Origin of the sequence: Streptomyces sp. NPDC005181, assembly GCF_040608395.1 — a bacterium.
Classification (GTDB): Bacteria; Actinomycetota; Actinomycetes; order Streptomycetales; family Streptomycetaceae; genus Streptomyces.
In genome coordinates this window covers 1-17,684 of the sequence record NZ_JBEXID010000081.1, presented here as the reverse complement: position 1 = coordinate 17,684, position 17,684 = coordinate 1, and the positions used below count along the sequence as shown (strand labels likewise).

At 69.3% G+C, this 17,684-nt stretch carries 15 protein-coding genes and 1 pseudogene; 12 read left to right on the top strand and 4 right to left on the bottom strand.

Annotation, left to right across the window (positions count from 1 at the left end):
• The first annotated feature begins 129 nt into the window (after positions 1-129).
• From recG to mutM, 8 genes are all read left to right on the top strand, one after another.
• Complete coding sequence (recG, locus tag ABZV38_RS32305) at positions 130-2,337, top strand: ATP-dependent DNA helicase RecG (RefSeq protein WP_356331991.1); 2,208 nt, start codon at positions 130-132, stop codon at positions 2,335-2,337.
• 193 nt (positions 2,338-2,530) lie between these two features.
• On the top strand, positions 2,531-3,115 hold the full coding sequence (rsmD, locus tag ABZV38_RS32300; protein WP_356331990.1) for a 16S rRNA (guanine(966)-N(2))-methyltransferase RsmD: 585 nt from the start codon (positions 2,531-2,533) through the stop codon (positions 3,113-3,115).
• A gap of 26 nt (positions 3,116-3,141) precedes the next feature.
• Complete coding sequence (gene coaD / locus ABZV38_RS32295) at positions 3,142-3,621, top strand: pantetheine-phosphate adenylyltransferase (protein ID WP_356332002.1); 480 nt, start codon at positions 3,142-3,144, stop codon at positions 3,619-3,621.
• Positions 3,622-3,719: 98 nt separating this feature from the next.
• Positions 3,720-4,796: a cell division initiation protein gene (locus ABZV38_RS32290; protein ID WP_356331989.1), complete on the top strand. Its 1,077-nt coding sequence runs from the start codon at positions 3,720-3,722 to the stop codon at positions 4,794-4,796.
• Between the two features lie 152 nt (positions 4,797-4,948).
• Positions 4,949-5,617, top strand: coding sequence for a DUF177 domain-containing protein (locus ABZV38_RS32285; RefSeq protein WP_356331988.1), 669 nt, complete (start codon positions 4,949-4,951; stop codon positions 5,615-5,617).
• A 2-nt stretch (positions 5,618-5,619) separates the two neighbouring features.
• Complete coding sequence (rpmF, locus tag ABZV38_RS32280; RefSeq protein ID WP_003965982.1) at positions 5,620-5,793, top strand: 50S ribosomal protein L32; 174 nt, start codon at positions 5,620-5,622, stop codon at positions 5,791-5,793.
• Between the two features lie 19 nt (positions 5,794-5,812).
• Positions 5,813-6,637 (top strand): ribonuclease III, encoded by an 825-nt coding sequence (gene rnc, locus ABZV38_RS32275; protein ID WP_356331987.1) that lies wholly within the window; start codon positions 5,813-5,815, stop codon positions 6,635-6,637.
• A 94-nt stretch (positions 6,638-6,731) separates the two neighbouring features.
• Positions 6,732-7,586: a bifunctional DNA-formamidopyrimidine glycosylase/DNA-(apurinic or apyrimidinic site) lyase gene (gene mutM / locus ABZV38_RS32270; protein ID WP_356331986.1), complete on the top strand. Its 855-nt coding sequence runs from the start codon at positions 6,732-6,734 to the stop codon at positions 7,584-7,586.
• A gap of 31 nt (positions 7,587-7,617) precedes the next feature.
• On the opposite strand, the gene ABZV38_RS32265 is transcribed toward mutM, so the two are convergent.
• The gene (locus ABZV38_RS32265) at positions 7,618-8,016 is read right to left on the bottom strand and encodes a helix-turn-helix domain-containing protein (protein WP_356331985.1); all 399 of its coding nucleotides are present in this window, start codon (positions 8,014-8,016) and stop codon (positions 7,618-7,620) included.
• A 96-nt stretch (positions 8,017-8,112) separates the two neighbouring features.
• Positions 8,113-9,060, bottom strand: coding sequence for a CAP domain-containing protein (locus tag ABZV38_RS32260; protein WP_356332001.1), 948 nt, complete (start codon positions 9,058-9,060; stop codon positions 8,113-8,115).
• Positions 9,061-9,205: 145 nt separating this feature from the next.
• On the opposite strand from ABZV38_RS32260, the gene ABZV38_RS32255 reads away from it, so the two are divergent.
• The 4 genes from ABZV38_RS32255 to ABZV38_RS32240 all read left to right on the top strand — a co-directional run bounded on the left by ABZV38_RS32255 (position 9,206) and on the right by ABZV38_RS32240 (position 15,687).
• On the top strand, positions 9,206-9,487 hold the full coding sequence (locus ABZV38_RS32255; protein ID WP_356331984.1) for an acylphosphatase: 282 nt from the start codon (positions 9,206-9,208) through the stop codon (positions 9,485-9,487).
• 439 nt (positions 9,488-9,926) lie between these two features.
• Positions 9,927-10,139, top strand: a complete 213-nt coding sequence (locus ABZV38_RS32250) for a hypothetical protein (RefSeq protein WP_018551753.1) — start codon at positions 9,927-9,929, stop codon at positions 10,137-10,139.
• Positions 10,140-10,424: 285 nt separating this feature from the next.
• Entirely contained in the window at positions 10,425-14,045 is a 3,621-nt protein-coding gene (gene smc / locus ABZV38_RS32245; protein WP_356331983.1) for a chromosome segregation protein SMC, read from the top strand.
• A gap of 223 nt (positions 14,046-14,268) precedes the next feature.
• Positions 14,269-15,687 carry a sugar porter family MFS transporter gene (locus ABZV38_RS32240; RefSeq protein WP_356331982.1) on the top strand — a complete coding sequence of 473 codons (1,419 nt, stop codon included), beginning with the start codon at positions 14,269-14,271 and terminating at the stop codon, positions 15,685-15,687.
• A gap of 81 nt (positions 15,688-15,768) precedes the next feature.
• Here ABZV38_RS32240 and ABZV38_RS32235 read toward each other — a convergent pair whose 3' ends face one another.
• Entirely contained in the window at positions 15,769-16,728 is a 960-nt protein-coding gene (locus ABZV38_RS32235; RefSeq protein ID WP_356331981.1) for an LLM class flavin-dependent oxidoreductase, read from the bottom strand.
• Positions 16,729-16,786: 58 nt separating this feature from the next.
• A pseudogene (locus tag ABZV38_RS32230) lies at positions 16,787-17,587 on the bottom strand (cytosine permease); the annotation flags it as partial.
• Positions 17,588-17,684 lie beyond the last annotated feature (97 nt).

The following is a 17,684-nucleotide window of genomic DNA, read 5'->3' as shown; positions in this document are numbered from 1 at the left end:
CGCGGGTCGGGCGATCCCGTGACGGTGATCGCGAGCGAGGAGCGGGGGACCGATCCTAGGGGCGCGAAGACGTTTGTGACCAGGGGATTCCGGTGGTGCGGGCGACTTCTGTCAGTGGTGTGGTGTGCAATGGATCGCGTGTCTGCGTTCGACGAACCCCTCAAGAAGCTGCTCGGCGGTGCCACCGCGAAGGTGATGGCCGAACACCTCGACCTGCACACGGTCGGTGATCTGCTGCACCACTACCCGCGGCGGTACGAGGAGCGCGGCAAGCTCACCGCGCTGGCCGACCTCCCGCTGGACGAGCATGTGACCGTCGTCGCCCAGGTCGCCGACGCCCGGATCATGATGTTCAACAACGGCAGGGGCAAGCGCCTGGAGGTGACCCTCACCGACGGCAGTGGCCGGCTCCAGCTGGTCTTCTTCGGCCACGGCGTGCACAAGCCGCACAAGGAGCTGCTGCCCGGCCGCCGGGCGATGTTCGCGGGCAAGGTCTCCGTCTTCAATCGGAAGATGCAGCTGGCCCACCCCACCTACCAGCTGCTCGACGCCACGGACGCCGACGAGGCCACGGAGGCGGTGGACGCCTTCGCCGGGCGGCTGCTGCCCATCTATCCGGCCTGCAAGCAGCTCGACTCCTGGCGGATCGCCAAGGCCGTCGACACCGTGCTGTCCAGTGCCCGGGACGCCGTCGATCCGCTGCCGCCGTCGCTGCGCGAGGGGCGCGGCTTCACCCCGCTGCCCGAGGCACTGCTGAAGATCCACCGCCCGCAGACCAAGGCGGACATCGCCGACGCCAGGGACCGGCTGAAATGGGACGAGGCGTTCGTCCTCCAGGTCGCGCTCGCCCGCCGCCGGTTCGCGGACACCCAACTTCCGGCGGTGGCGCGGATCCCTGCTCACGGCGGGCTGCTCGACGCATTCGACGCCAAGCTGCCGTTCACCCTCACGGAGGGCCAGGAGAAGGTCTCCAAGGAGATCTTCGACGACCTGGCGACCGAGCATCCGATGCACCGGCTGCTGCAGGGCGAGGTCGGTTCCGGAAAGACGCTGGTCGCGTTGCGCGCCATGCTCGCCGTCGTCGACGCGGGCGGACAGGCCGCGATGCTCGCCCCCACCGAGGTGCTCGCCCAGCAGCATCACCGGTCCATCACGGAAATGATGGGCGAGCTGGCTGAGGGAGGAATGCTGGGCGGCTCCGACCTCGGTACGAAGGTGGTGCTGCTCACCGGCTCCATGGGGATGGCGGCCCGCCGGCGGGCACTGCTGAACCTGGTCACCGGCGAGGCCGGGATCGTGATCGGCACGCATGCGCTGATCGAGGACAAGGTGCAGTTCCACGACCTGGGACTGGTCGTCGTCGACGAGCAGCACCGCTTCGGTGTCGAGCAGCGCGACGCCCTGCGGTCCAAGGGCAAGCAGCCGCCCCACCTGCTGGTCATGACCGCCACACCCATTCCCCGTACCGTCGCCATGACCGTCTTCGGTGACCTGGAGACATCCGTCCTGGACCAGCTTCCGGCCGGCCGCTCGCCGATCGCCAGCCATGTCGTCCCCGCCAAGGACAAGCCGCACTTTCTCACCCGCGCCTGGGAGCGGGTCCGCGAGGAGGTCGAGAACGGCCACCAGGCGTATGTCGTCTGCCCTCGGATCGGTGACGACGCCGACGACGAGACCGAGAAGAAGACCAAGAAGCAGGAGCCCGAGGACGACGGCGACAAGCGCCCGCCGCTCGCCGTGCTGGAGATCGCCGAGCAGCTCACCAAGGGCGCCCTCGCCGGTCTGCGCATCGCGGTGCTGCACGGCAGGATGAACCCCGACGACAAGGACGACGTGATGCGCCGCTTCGCCGCGGGCCACGTCGACGTCCTCGTCGCGACGACCGTCATCGAGGTAGGGGTGAACGTCCCCAACGCCACCGCGATGGTGATCATGGACGCCGACCGGTTCGGTGTCTCCCAGCTCCACCAGCTGCGCGGCCGCGTCGGCCGTGGCTCCGCCGCCGGCCTCTGCCTGCTGGTCAGCGAGGCGCACGAGGCGAGCCCCGCCCGCGCCCGGCTCTCCGCCGTCGCCGCCACCCTCGACGGCTTCGAGCTGTCCCGTATCGATCTCGAACAGCGCCGTGAGGGCGATGTCCTCGGCCAGGCCCAGTCCGGTGTCCGCTCCTCCCTGCGGATGCTCACCGTCATCGACGACGAGGAGGTCATCGCCGCCGCCCGCGAAGAGGCCGTCGCCGTCGTCGCCGCCGACCCGGAGCTGACACACCTGCCCGAGCTGCGCACCGCCCTGGACGCGCTGCTCGACAAGGAGCGCGAGGAGTACCTCGACAAGGGCTGAACACAACTCGACGAAGGCTGAACACAAGGGGAGACGGAACCCGGGCACCGGAGGGACGACAACGGCTGAGGACGGGGAGCCCCACGGAGCCGCCGGGGCCCCCGGGCCCGAACGGGCCCGACGCCATATCGTGGGACGCACGGCGCCCGCCCCACCCCGGCGGGTCACCCCCGACCCGAGGACTCAGACACCCATGACCCGCGTGATCGCCGGCTCGGCCGGCGGACGCCGCCTGGCCGTCCCGCCCGGCACCGGCACCCGCCCCACCTCCGACCGCGCACGCGAGGGCCTCTTCTCCACCTGGGAGGCGCTCCTCGGCACCCTGAAGGGCATTCGTATCGCGGATCTGTACGCGGGCTCCGGCGCCGTCGGCCTCGAAGCTCTCTCCCGTGGCGCGGTCCACGCCCTGCTCGTCGAGGCCGACGCCAGGGCCGTCCGCACGATCCGGGACAACGTCCGTACGCTCGTCCTGCCCGGCGCCGAAGTCCGTACTGGCAAAGCCGAACAGATCGTGACGGGACCGGCGCCCGCGGACCCGTACGACGTGGTCTTTCTGGACCCGCCGTACGCCGTCACCGACGACGATCTTGGCGAGATCCTGGTCACACTCCGTGCCCAGGGCTGGCTCACGGACGATGCCCTCGTCACCGTGGAACGAAGCACCAGAGGCGGAGAATTCAACTGGCCGAAGGGATTCGAGCCATTGCGGGCCCGTCGCTACGGCGAGGGCACGCTTTGGTACGGTCGCGCCGCCTCTACGTGCGAAGACGCACGATGACCGCACCGGAGAGCGAGGGACTCAAGTTGCGCCGCGCCGTCTGTCCGGGGTCGTTCGACCCCATCACCAATGGACACCTCGACATCATTGGCCGCGCCTCGAAGCTGTACGACGTCGTACATGTCGCGGTGATGATCAATCAGTCCAAGAAGGGCCTGTTCACGGTCGACGAGCGGATCGAACTGATCCGCCAGGTCACCGCCGACTTCGGCAATGTCCAGGTCGAGTCCTTCCACGGCCTTCTGGTCGACTTCTGCAAGCAGCGCGACATCCCGGCCATCGTGAAGGGCCTGCGGGCCGTGAGCGACTTCGACTACGAGTTGCAGATGGCCCAGATGAACAACGGCCTCTCCGGCGTCGAAACGCTCTTCGTGCCGACCAACCCCACGTACAGCTTCCTGTCGTCCTCCCTGGTCAAGGAGGTCGCGACCTGGGGTGGCGACGTCTCGCACCTGCTGCCGCCGCTGGTCCACCGGGCCCTCATGGACCGGCTCGCCCAGCAGTGAACCACTGACAGCCCGTCACCAGGTGTCGGACGGGCGCCGACTGGCCGTACAGTCGTCCCGTCCGTCTCCAATCAGCAGTAGAGAGTGGCGAGCACACGGTGGACGTGCAGAAGAAGCTCGACGAGATCGTCGAAGCGGTCGGGAACGCCCGGTCCATGCCCATGTCGGCGTCGTGCGTGGTGAACCGAGCCGAGCTGCTCGCGATGCTCGAAGAGGTACGCGAGGCCCTCCCCGGCTCGCTCGCCCACGCCCAGGAGCTCATCGGCGGCCGGGAGCAGCTGGTCGAGCAGGCCCGCCAGGAGGCCGAGCGGATCATCGAGTCCGCCCACGCCCAGCGCGGCTCACTGGTCTCCGACACCGAGATCGCCCGGCAGTCCCAGACCGAGGCCGACCGCATCCTCGACGAGGCCCGCCGTGAGGCCGACGAGGTCCGCGCCGAGGCCGACGAGTACGTCGACAGCAAGCTCGCCAACTTCGAGGTCGTCCTCACCAAGACCATCGGATCCGTCGACCGGGGCCGCGAGAAGCTCCTCGGCCGCGGCCAGGCCTTCGACGAGCAGGGGTACGAGGACCCGGACTTCGCCGAGGCCCCGGAGCGCAGCACCGACCCGGCCACACAGCAGCGCCGCGCCGACGAGTACGTCGACACCAAGCTCGGTGCCTTCGAGGCCGTGCTGGCCAAGACCCTGGAGGCGGTCGGCCGCGGCCGGCAGAAGCTGCACGGCCGGGTCGCCACCGATGAGCTCGGCGCGCACATGGCCGCCCAGGACGCCGCGGGCACCCAGGGCCACACCAGCGACGAGGACCACTGGGCGGGTCTCGCCGAGCTCGCCACCCCGGAGCCGCAGCCGGTGCCCCAGCAGGTCCAGCCGCACTTCCCGGCGCAGGCCCAGCCGAGCTACGCGGAGACGTACGCGTACCAGGAACAGCCCCAGCAGGACATGTACGGCTACCACCAGCAGCCCGACCCGTACGTCGCCTATCAGCAGCAGGGCTACGACCAGGGGCAGGCGCAGGGGTACGACAACTGGCAGCACCAGCCTCTTCCGCAGCAGCAGGGGCTCCCGCAGCAGGGATTTCACCAGCAGGGCGAGAGCGCCCTCGACGAGACCAGCCTGTTCGACACCAGCATGATCGACCTCGATCAGCTCCGCCGGTACGAGCAGGAGCACTGACCGATTCCGGTCGGTTCGGGTCCGGTATCGGACCCGGTTGGGAGCAGGGTGACGCGTCCAGTATCCTGGTTCTTCGGTCGCGCGTAGAAGTGCGGTCCCGGCTGCCCGCTTCGACTCCGAACCGGTCGGCCCCCCACGGTGCGCGATGCGCCATGCACACGATTTCGAAAGCAGGAAAAGCCCTGAACGGCCACCTCGACCACCGAAACCCCCTCGTGTTCGATACGCACGAGCTGGGTCGGCGTCCCGGTGCCCTCCTGCGGCTGACCCGCTCGGTGGACGCCCCCAGGGACCTCGGTATCGACGGGGTCATCGGTGTACCGGAAGGCGCACCCGTGGAGCTGGACATCCGCCTCGAATCGGTCATGGAAGGGGTGCTTGTCACAGGCACCGCCCGCGCGTCGGCCGAGGGGGAGTGCGTAAGGTGTCTGGAGCCGCTGCGCCAAGAGGTTGCGGCGGACTTCCAGGAGATGTTCTCGTACCCTGACGCCGATGACCGGGGCCGCAGCAAAGCGGAACCGGCCGACGACGCCGAGGATGACGAGGACAGGCTCTTCATCGAGGACGGCCTGTTCGACCTCGAGCCAGTGCTGCGCGATGCGGTGGTGCTCGCACTGCCGATGCAGCCGGTGTGCCGGGAGACCTGTGCCGGTCTGTGTTCCGAATGCGGAATCAGACTGGACGAGAACCCCGGCCACCACCACGATGCCGTCGACATTCGTTGGGCGGCATTGCAAGGACTCGCCGAGACCGTTTCGGACGGCGAGAAGGACAACATGGGCGGCGCCGAAGCGGGCGTCGACGAGAAGCAGGAGAAGTAGCCGTGGCTGTTCCGAAGCGGAAGATGTCGCGCAGCAACACGCGCCACCGCCGGTCGCAGTGGAAGGCTGCGGTCCCCACTCTGGTTTCGTGCGAGCGTTGCCAGGAGCCGAAGCTGCAGCACATCGCGTGCCCGAGCTGCGGCACGTACAACAAGCGCCAGGTCCTCGAGGTCTGAGCGGCTGGTGAGAGGCCCGATGTCTGAGTTGTCCCACGCCAAGAAGCAGGCAGACAACGTCAACACAGCCTCGTCCCACACGCTTCTGGAAGGGCGGCTCGGGTATCACCTTGAGTCCGCCCTTCTGGTGCGTGCGCTGACCCACCGCTCGTACGCGTACGAGAACGGCGGTCTGCCCACCAACGAGCGGCTCGAATTCCTCGGGGATTCGGTACTCGGCCTGGTGGTCACGGACACGCTGTACCGCACCCACCCCGACCTGCCCGAAGGCCAGCTGGCCAAGTTGCGGGCCGCGGTGGTCAACTCGCGTGCACTTGCGGAAGTGGGCCGCGGCCTCGAACTCGGCTCCTTCGTCCGGCTCGGCCGGGGCGAAGAGGGCACGGGCGGCAGGGACAAGGCGTCCATCCTCGCCGACACCCTTGAAGCGGTGATCGGCGCGGTCTATCTCGACCAGGGCCTCAGCGCGGCCTCGGAGCTGGTCCACCGGCTCTTCGACCCGCTGATCGACAGGTCCTCCAACCTCGGCGCCGGCCTGGACTGGAAGACCAGCCTCCAGGAACTCACCGCGAGCGAGAGCCTCGGAGTCCCCGAGTACCTCGTCACGGAGACCGGCCCGGACCACGAGAAGACCTTTACTGCTGCTGCTCGCGTCGGTGGTGTCTTGTACGGCACCGGCACCGGCCGTAGCAAGAAGGAAGCGGAGCAGCAGGCGGCCGAGTCCGCCTGGCGCGAGATCAGCGCTGCCGCGGAGGAACGGGAGGCTGCGGCCAAGGTCGCCGCCGACGGAGGGGTCGCCGACACCCCTGCCGACCCGTCACCGTCCACGGACACCGCTCCGGCCTGACGCGCGTCGACCCCTCGGTGCCTTGTGCACCGGGGGGTTTGCCGTGTCCGGAATCAAAGACACGTACGTAACCTTGTTCTGAAGGAGCTGCACCGTGCCCGAGCTGCCCGAGGTCGAAGTCGTACGGCGCGGTCTCGATCGCTATGTCACCGGCCGCACGGTCGCCGACGTCGAGATCCTGCACCCGCGCGCGGTCCGCCGCCATATCGCGGGTTCCACGGACTTTGCGGCCCGGCTCGGCGGCAGCCGTTTCGGCAGGGCCATGCGCCGCGGCAAGTACCTCTGGGTGCCACTGGACGATGTGTCCTCCTCGCTCCTCGGCCACCTCGGCATGAGCGGCCAGCTGCTCGTACAGCCGCAGGACACCCCCGACGAGAAGCACCTGCGGATCCGGATCCGCTTCGACGACACCCTGGGTACCGAGCTGCGCTTCGTCGACCAGCGGACCTTCGGTGGGCTCTCGCTCCACGAGAACACCCCCGACGGGCTGCCCGACACCATCGCGCACATCGCTCGCGACCCCCTGGACCCGGCGTTCGACGACGCCGCGTTCCACACCGCGCTGCGGCAGCGCCGTACGACGGTCAAACGCGCCCTGCTCGACCAGTCGCTCATCAGCGGCGTCGGCAACATCTACGCGGACGAGGCGCTCTGGCGCACGAAGCTGCACTACGACCGGCCCACCGCGACGCTGACCCGGCCCAGGTCGGCCGAGCTGCTCGGCCATGTCCGCGACGTGATGAACGCGGCGCTCGACCAGGGCGGCACCAGCTTCGACAGCCTCTACGTCAATGTGAACGGCGAGTCGGGCTACTTCGACCGGTCGCTCGACGCCTATGGTCGCGAGGACGAGCCCTGCCACCGCTGCGGTACGCCGATGCGGCGGCGCCCGTGGATGAACCGCTCCAGCTACTTCTGCCCGCGCTGCCAGCGGCCGCCGCGGCCCTGAGCGGTGTCCGGCCGATCAAGCCGGACAGCCCTCAGCTCTCGCGGGCCTCGTCGTAACAGTTGCGGGCGTCCAGCACCTCGGGCATCCGGCCCTCGACGAGCTGGATCAGCGCGCACAGCCGGCCGGCGACCTCGTGTCCCAGCGGGGTCAGTTCGTAGTCGACGCGCGGCGGGTTGGTGGGTTGCGCCTCCCGGTGGACGAGGCCGTCCCGCTCCAGTGCGTGCAGCGTCTGGGAGAGCATCTTCTCGCTCACCCCGTCGACCCTGCGCCGCAACTCGTTGAAGCGGGCACCGGAATCGTGGAGCGCGGTCAGCGTCAGGCTGCCCCAGCGTCCGGTGACATGTTCCAGCGTGCCGCGCGAGGGGCACTGCCGGGAGAACACGTCGAACAGCAGGCTGTCGGTGCCGTCCCGCCGGGTGCTCTCGTCCATAAAACAAGCTTACGCCCGCACAGTGCTCACTTCTGGAGTGCGCTGTGCGGGCGTAAGTGGTGAGGCGGGAAGGCTCGGAGGCGGGTGTCCGGCGGATCAGAAGCCGAAGTCCTGCGTCCACCAGGGGCCGCCGGAGCCGTAGTGCACTCCGACACCGAGTGTCTTGTAGTCGCAGTTGAGAATGTTTGCTCGGTGGCCTTCGCTGTTCATCCAGGAGTCCATCACGGCCTGTGCGTCGGCCTGGCCGCGGGCGATGTTCTCGCCGCCGAGCCCCCTCACGCCGGCCTTCGTGGCACGGTCCCACGGGGTCTGGCCGTCCGGGTCGGTGTGGCTGAAGAAGCCACGGGCCGCCATGTCGTCACTGAAGTCCTGGGCCAGCGAGGCGAGCGAGGAGCTGGCCGTCACCGGGCTGCAGCCGACCTTCGCGCGCTCCTGGTTGACCAGGGTGAGCACGGCCGCCTGTGCGGAGGTGCCGGCAGCCGGGGGTGAGGCCTGGCGGGTCGGAGCGGCGGCCGATGTCCTGGGCGCTGCCGGGGCCTTGGTCGTCGGGGCGGCGTCGGCCTTGTCGGCCGCCGAGGGAGCCGCGCTCTCCTCCGTCTTCTCCGCCTGGGCCCGCTTCGTCTGCTCGGACGTCTTCGAAGGCGAAGCGGACGGCGTTGCCGAGGAACCGGGGGTGCGCGAAGCCTCAGACCCCTCGGAACGCCCCGTTCCGCGGCTGGCCGAGGCCGACGACAGGCCGCGGTCGGCCGGCGCTGTGGTGGAACCGCCCTGCGTCAGCAGGTCCGGCGCCCCCTCCGCGCGGACCTGGTCGGCGGCCGTGCCGCCGCTCACGTGGTAGCCGGCGCCGCCGGGCAGCAGTCCGGAGGCCACGGCCACGGCTCCGACGGCCATGGCCGCGGAGGCGCCGACCAGTCCGGTACGCAGGTGGATGGCGGACCGCTTCCTGCGGCGTGCGCCCCGGTGGCGGCGGGTGTCCACAGCGTTGTCCGCGTCGGCGGCCGGACCTGCTTCGGGACCTGCGGCGGAGCGTCGATGGCGGCCCATCTGCTGTCCCCTTCTGGCGAGCTGGACGCCGGTCTCGGCGTCCACATGCCTCACCCGATCGGGTGAGGCTATTGCGACCGGACTTTACGCCATGGCCTCTGGGGCGGAAGTGCTCGTTGAGCAATTGGCCGGTTAGCGTTCTGGCATGAACGACGATGTGCGACTCACTGCTTGGGTACGCGGCCGAGTACAGCAAGTAGGATTCCGGTGGTTCACCAGGGCAAACGCTTTGGAGATCGGTGGCCTCACCGGATTCGCCCTCAATCTCGACGACGGTCGAGTACAGGTTGTCGCGGAAGGGCAACGTGAGAATTGCCACCGTCTGCTGGAGTGGCTGCGCTCCGACGACACACCCGGACGCGTGGACGGAGTCACTGAGATCTGGGACACCCCACGCGGTGGTTACGAGGGGTTTGGCATCCGCTGATCCTGATCCGAATGCGGACCGAATTCGGGGCCGTGTTCGGACCGTGTTCGAGAGGCGGCGCGGGGTGACGCTGTGCGCCGCTCATCCGCGTACACATGAAATGACCTGCGGAAGAACCGAGTGGTTGCCAAGAATCGGTTGCCGTGCCAGGCTGCGGCAGTAAGGATGATCTCCACGCCCTTCAGGGCCCCGCAGGAGAGTCGCGCCGTATGATCGTCAAGCCGCGCGCCCCGGGGACGCCCGCCTCTACAGGGTGTGATCGTGTTGACCGTCAAACTTTTTGGTGAGACGCTGAAAACCCCGCGCACCTTAGCTGTTTGGCAGAGCTGGTTGGCAGCAGAACCGCAGTGATGACAGAGCGCTGCCGAGCACCGCGGGTGCGATTCCCTCACGACCCACACCGCATCGGTCGGTCACTCAGTGTGGAGGACCATCCATCATGGCAAAGGCGCTTCTCGGTTACGTCGGCGGTTCCGACCCGCGACTCCTCGCCGAGATGCGACGGCTTCAGCAGCGCGTCCAGGATCTTGAATCCGAGCTGGTACGGATTCAGGACGAGAACGACGCGCTCAATGCCGCCGCCCAGCACCAAGAGTCGCTGCTCGACAGCATCGACATTGACGTACCCCAGGCGGAGCCGGCGCTGACCTGACCGATGGCCCACAGGGGCCGGTCGGGCTGCACGCGTCAGCCGTCTGAGTTCATCACCGGATCGTCACCGGATCACTGGAGATCATCGCTCTGATCTGTCGCGCTATTGATCCGTCACACAGCACAGCAGCAAGATTTAAAGGGGCGCCTCGGCGTCCCTTCTTTTCTTTCTTTTTCTCGCGGACCTGCGCCGGACCCGCCCCGGGCGTACACCCCTTCCCTTACCGTCTGATGTGCCCTGCACCTTCATCAGCGAAACCGAGAGCGAAAGGTAGAGTCCGGCGGCGTGCATCTCAAGGCCCTGACCCTGCGTGGTTTCAAATCGTTCGCCTCCGCCACGACCCTGCGGTTCGAACCGGGGATCACCTGCGTCGTCGGTCCCAATGGTTCCGGCAAGTCCAATGTGGTGGATGCGCTCTCCTGGGTCATGGGTGAGCAGGGTGCCAAATCCCTGCGCGGCGGCAAGATGGAAGATGTGATCTTCGCCGGCACCACCGGGCGGCCGCCGCTCGGACGAGCCGAAGTGTCGCTGACCATCGACAATGCGGATGGCGCACTGCCCATCGAGTACGCCGAAGTGACGATCACTCGGATCATGTTCCGCAACGGCGGCAGCGAATACCAGATCAACGGCGACACCTGCAGGCTCCTCGACATCCAGGAACTTCTCTCGGACTCCGGTATCGGCCGGGAGATGCACGTCATCGTCGGGCAGGGCCAGCTGGACTCCGTACTCCATGCCGATCCGATGGGGCGGCGCGCGTTCATCGAGGAAGCCGCAGGCGTGCTCAAGCACCGCAAGCGGAAGGAGAAGGCGCTGCGGAAGCTGGACGCCATGGGGGCCAATCTGGCCCGCGTCCAGGATCTGACGGACGAACTGCGGCGGCAGCTGAAACCGTTGGGCCGGCAGGCGGCCGTGGCCCGGCGGGCCGCCGTCATCCAGGCCGATCTGCGCGACGCCCGGCTGCGGCTGCTCGCCGACGACCTGGTGCGGCTGCACGACGCGCTGCGCAGCGAGATCGCCGACGAAGCGGCGCTGAAGCAGCGCCGGGAAGCGGCGGAGGCGGAGCTCAAGGCGGCTCTGGCACGTGAGGCGGAGCTGGAGGACGAGGTACGGCGGCTGGCGCCGCGGCTGCAGCGCGCCCAGCAGACCTGGTACGCGCTCTCGCAGCTGGCCGAGCGGGTACGCGGCACGATCTCGCTCGCCGACGCCCGGGTGAAGAGTGCCACCGCCGCACCCGAGGAGGAGCGGCGCGGCCGCGACCCGGAGGACATGGAACGCGAGGCCGCCCGGATCCGTGAGCAGGAGGCCGAGCTGGAGGCGGCGCTGGAGGCGGCGGAACACGCACTGGAGGACACCGCCGCCCACCGGGCCGAGCTGGAAAGGGAGTTGGCCGCCGAAGAACGCAGGCTCAAGGACGCGGCCCGCGCCATTGCGGACCGGCGCGAAGGGCTGGCGCGGCTGACCGGACAGGTCAACGCGGCTCGAAGCCGGGCCGGTTCGGCCCAGGCGGAGATCGACCGGCTGGCCGCCTCGCGCGACGAGGCGCAGGAGCGAGCGGTCGCAGCGCAGGAGGAGTACGAGCAGCTCAGGGCCGAAGTGGAGGGCCTGGACGCGGGCGACACGGAGCTGGGCGAGCGCCACGACACCGCCAAGCGGGAGCTGGCGGAGGCGGAGGCGGCCCTCTCGGCCGCCCGGGAGGCCGCCACCGGCGCGGAACGCAAGCGGGCGGCGGTCGCGGCCCGTCACGAGGCACTGGCCCTGGGTCTGCGCCGCAAGGACGGCACGGGAGTGCTGCTCGCCGCGAAGGACAGCCTGTCGGGCCTGCTCGGACCGGCCGCGGAACTCCTGACGGTGACCCCGGGCCACGAGGTGGCGGTGGCGGCGGCCCTGGGCGCTGCGGCGGACGCGGTGGCCGTGACGGATCCGGCCACGGCAGCGAACGCCATCCGCCTGCTGCGCAAGCAGGACGCGGGGCGGGCGGCGTTGCTGCTGGGGGGCGCGGCGGCTGCGGGGCACGTACCGGGGCAGGGCGTCCCGGCCCACGGTGCTGCCGGCCTCGCCGAGGCGTCCGGCCAGGTGCTCGGGGTGGCGGGCCCGGATGCCCCGCCGGCCGTGACCGATCTTGTTCAGGGGCCGGCCGAGCTGATGGGCGCCGTGCGCAGACTCCTGCGAGGCATGGTGGTCGTCCCCACGCTGGAGGACGCCGAGGATCTCGTTGACGCACATCCCGGGCTGACCGCCGTGACCGGCGAAGGAGACGTCCTGGGGACCCACTTTGCGCACGGCGGTTCTGCCGGCGCGCCCAGCCTTCTCGAAGTACAGGCGTCCGTCGACGAGGCCGCGGTCGAGCTGGCGGAACTGGCTGTCCGGTGCACCGATTTGGCCGAGGCCCAGCGACTCGCGGGGGAGCGGCGCAGCGGCTGCGCCGAACTGGTCGAGGAGCTGGCGGAGCGGCGCAGGGCCGCCGAGCGGGAGAAGTCCGGGGTGGCCCAGCAGCTCGGGCGGCTCGCCGGGCAGGCGCGTGGCGCCGCGGGTGAGGCCGAGCGGTCGGCCGCCTCCGCCGCGCGCGCCCAGGACGCCCTGGAACGGGCGACCGAGGAGGCCGAGGAGCTGGCCGAGCGGCTGCTCGTGGCCGAGGAGATGCCGGTCGAGGAGGAGCCCGACAACTCCGTGCGCGACCGGCTCGCGGCCGACGGGGCCAACGCCCGCCAGACCGAGATGGAGGCCCGTCTCCAGGTCCGTACCCACGAGGAACGTGTCAAGGGGCTCGCCGGACGCGCCGACTCCCTCGACCGAGGCGCCCGCGCCGAGCGCGAGGCCCGCGCCCGCGCCGAACAGCGCCGCGCCCGGCTGCGCCACGAGGCCGCGGTCGCCTCCGCCGTCGCGTCCGGCGCCCGCCAGCTCCTCTCCCACGTCGAGGTGTCCGTCGTGCGGGCCGAGGAGGAGCGGCTCGCGGCCGAGGCGGCCAAGGCGGAGCGCGAGCGGGAACTGGCCGCCGAGCGCGGCCACGGCCGCGAACTCAAGGGCGAGCTGGACAAGCTGACCGACTCCGTCCACCGCGGCGAGGTGCTGGGCGCCGAGAAGCGGATGCGGATAGAGCAGCTGGAGGCGAAGGCCCTCGAAGAGCTGGGCGTCGAGCCGGCCGGACTGGCCGCCGAGTACGGCCCCGACCAGCTGGTGCCGCCGTCGCCGGCCGCGGCGGGCGAGGAGCTGCCGGAGGACCCGGAGCACCCGCGCAACCAGCCGAAGCCGTTCGTCAGGGCCGAGCAGGAGAAGCGGCTGAAGGCCGCCGAACGGGCGTATCAGCAACTCGGGAAGGTGAATCCGCTCGCCCTGGAGGAGTTCTCGGCGCTGGAGGAGCGGCACAAGTTCCTCTCGGAACAGCTCGAAGACCTGAAGAAGACCCGGTCCGACCTGATGCAGGTGATCAAGGAGGTCGACGAGCGGGTAGAGCAGGTGTTCACGGAGGCGTACCGGGACACGGCCCGCGAGTTCGAGGGCGTCTTCTCACGGCTCTTCCCGGGCGGTGAGGGCCGGCTCGTCCTGACCGATCCTGACAACATGCTGGCGACCGGTGTCGACGTCGAGGCCCGCCCGCCGGGCAAGAAGGTCAAGCGGCTCTCCCTGCTGTCCGGCGGCGAGCGGTCTCTGACGGCCGTGGCGTTGCTGGTCTCGATCTTCAAGGCCAGGCCGAGCCCGTTCTATGTGATGGACGAGGTCGAGGCCGCGCTCGACGACACCAATCTGCAGCGGCTGATCCGGATCATGGAGGAGCTCCAGGAGAGCTCGCAACTCATCGTGATCACGCATCAGAAGCGGACGATGGAGGTCGCCGACGCGCTGTACGGCGTGTCGATGCAGGGTGACGGGGTCTCCAAGGTCATCAGCCAGCGACTGCGCTGAGGTTTTACTCGTTCTTCAAGTCTTCTACGCGGCTCTGGGTGGTCTTGGGTGGAAGTAGGCCATTGGGCGATTCTTGACTTCGTAACTTGAACACATACTCTCTGATTCGTTGTTTTTAGCTTCAAGTGGTGGCTGCTAAAAAGTTGTGCGCCACTTGGAAGTGTTTCGCCCCCCCGCCTGACGACCCCCCGCCTGACGGCGCGGCCAGGCACCAGGAGTTCATGTGACCAGCGCATCGCAGACATCAGGATCCGGAGCCCGAGCGGCTCATCCGGAACACCTCGGCCACGTCATCTTCATCACGGCAGCCGCTGCGATGGGTGGCTTCCTCTTCGGCTACGACAGCGCCGTGATCAACGGCGCCGTCGAGGCGATCCGCGATCGCTACGCCATCGGCTCCGGAACGCTTGCCCAGGTCATCGCCATCGCCCTGATCGGCTGCGCCATCGGTGCCGCCACGGCGGGCCGCATCGCCGACCGGATCGGCCGCATCCGGTGCATGCGGATCGCCTCGGTGCTGTTCACCGTCAGCGCCATCGGCTCCGCGCTCCCGTTCGCCCTCTGGGACCTGGCCTTCTGGCGGATCATCGGCGGCTTCGCCATCGGCATGGCCTCGGTCATCGGCCCGGCCTACATCGCCGAGGTCTCGCCGGCCGCCTACCGTGGCCGGCTCGGCTCCTTCCAGCAGGCTGCGATCGTCATCGGCATCGCCATCTCGCAGCTGGTGAACTTCGGCATCCTGCAGATTGCCGACGGCGACCAGCGCGGCACGATCGGCGGCCTGGAAGCCTGGCAGTGGATGCTCGGTGTGATGGTCGTTCCCGCGGCCCTGTACGGGCTGTTGTCGTTCGCGATCCCCGAGTCGCCGCGGTTCCTGATCTCGGTCGGCAAGAAGGAGCGGGCCCGGGAGATCCTCCGTGAGGTCGAGGGCAAGACCGTCGACCTGGACGCCCGCGTCCTGGAGATCGAGACCGCCATGCACCGCGAGCACAAGTCCACCTTCAAGGACCTGCTCGGCAGCCGTTTCGGCTTCCTGTCGATCGTCTGGGTCGGTATCGGCCTCTCGGTCTTCCAGCAGCTCGTCGGCATCAACGTGGCGTTCTACTACTCGGCGACGCTGTGGCAGTCCGTCGGTATCGACCCGACCGACTCCTTCTTCTGGTCCTTCACCACATCGATCGTCAACATCATCGGTACGGTGATCGCGATGGTCCTGGTCGACCGAATCGGCCGCAAGCCGCTCGCGCTCGCCGGCTCCGCCGGCATGGCGATCGCACTGGCCTTCGAGGCCTGGGCCTTCTCCGCCGATCTGGTCAACGGCAAACTCCCGACCGCCCAGGGCGTCGTCGCCCTGATCGCGGCCCATGTCTTCGTGCTCTTCTTCGCCCTGTCGTGGGGTGTGGTGGTCTGGGTCTTCCTCGGCGAGATGTTCCCGAACAGGATCCGCGCCGCCGCACTCGGTGTCGCCGCCTCCGCCCAGTGGATCGCCAACTGGGCGATCACCGCGAGCTTCCCGAGCCTGGCCGACTGGAGCCTGTCGGGCACCTACATCATTTACACCTGCTTCGCCGTGCTCTCGATCCCCTTCGTGCTCAAGTTCGTGAAGGAGACCAAGGGCAAGGCGTTGGAGGAGATGGGCTGATCCCCGCTGCCCCTCTCCTCGACCACGCGTCCCCGGCCCGCGCCCGCGCCCGCGCGCCGGGGACGTGTGCATCTGCGCACGTCACTGTGCGAGGGCGGCGCAGAACAACCGCAGGCTGCGCCATCCCTCCTCGACCGGCATTCCGCCGCACAGCGGATGCAGCACCAGGCTGTCGGCCTCCAGTGCGGCCAGCTGCTGCGGGGTGACGACCCGGTAGACCCCCTCGTCCCGCAGGTGCGCCACCGTCGTGGCCGCCGAACGCACGGCCGAGCGGATGTCCTTCGACTGCCAGGAGGCGTACGTCCGCGCCTCGTGCAGGAAGTGCTCGCCGTACTCGGCCCATGTCCGATCGGGATCCTCCGACACATGAAGCAACGGCGTCTCGGCCGCCGGCATCATGCAGAACCCCTCCGTCCCGTGGACCGCGCGCTGCTCGTGGTAGTACGCCTCCAGTTCGGGCAGGTGCGCGCTCGGGAAGAACGGCAGCTCCAGCCGGGCCGCCCGCCGCGCCGCCGCTCGCGAACTGCCGCCCACCAGCAGCAGCGGATGCGGCTGGGTGTACGGGCGCGGAGTGACCCGGACCGTGCGGCCCCGGTACGGGAACGGCTCGCCGGTCCATGCCTGCAACAGGGTCTCCAACAGCTCATCCTGGAGCCGGCCGCGCCTGCCCCACTCGACGCCCGCCTGCTCGTACTCCTCGGGCCGGTATCCGATGCCCGCGACCGTCACCAGCCGGCCCCCGCTCAGCAGATCGAGGACCGCGATGTCCTCCGCCAGCCGCAGCGGGTCGTGCAGGGGGCCGATGATCGCCGAGACCGTGACCGCGATCCGGCTCGTGGCGCCGAAGACCGATCCGGCGAAGACGAAGGGGGAAGGAAGCCAGGAGTTGGCGGCGCCGTGGTGCTCCTCGGTCTGCATGGTGTCGACGCCGTGCCCGTCGGCGTACGCAGCCATCTCCAGCGCCGCACGGTAGCGGGCCGAGAGGGACTCGGGGGTGGCATCGGGATCGACGAGATTGAACCGGACCACTGTGAAAGCCATGACGGGTGTCCCCTTTCGCCGGGCGGGCTGGCGCGCCGGGACAGTAACTGACATGACGTCAGAAGTGTAGGGGCGTGCCGCCACCGCGCCCGGCCGGGCGCGGCAGCAGGGCGTACAGCGCGCCGGAGACGGCGATGGTGACCGCCCAGCCCAGGCCGTGGCGCCCGATCCAGGTGGTGGCGAGCGGGCCGGTGAACCACTTCACACCGGTCAGCAGCAGCCCCACCACCAGCCCCGTACCCCACGCGGCAACGGCGGGTACGGAGAAGCCGCCGGTGTACCAGTAGGCGCCGGCGGGAGTGGTGTCCAGCAGCGCCGCCGCATCGTACGTACGCCCCCGCAGCAGATCCACGCCGAAGACGCCGATCCAGGCGGAGAACGTCACCGCGAGCAACGTCAGAAAGGAGACGAACGAATCGATAAAACTACTCGCCGCCGTCATGAGCATCCCGCCGAGAAGGAGACTGATGGCGGCATTCACCCCGACCGCCCACGTGCGCGGGATCTTGAACCCCAGCGTCTGCGCGGTGAAACCGGCCGAATACATCGACATCGCATTGATCAGCACCATTCCCACCACGGAAATGAGCAGATAAGGCACCGAGATCCAGTCCGGCAGGAGCGTGCCGATGAAGGAGACCGGATCGCTGCTGGTGGCCAGGTCCGGAGTGGCCACCGCCATCACCGCACCCATCAGCACCAGCGGCAGCGAGACGAGCACCGCGCCGCCCACGGTCGCCCCCACCACCGCCCGGCCTGGGGTGGTGCGCGGCAGATAGCGGGTGAAGTCCGGGCCGGACGGCACCCAGCTGATGCCGCCGGCCGCCAGGGTTCCGATTCCGGCGATCATCAGCGCCGTCGGACACGGCAGCTGTAGATGCGGTCGTGTGACGCGTCGGTGCTGGCCAGCTGGGTGATGGGGCGCCTGCGGGCATGAGTACGGCCACCGTGATCAT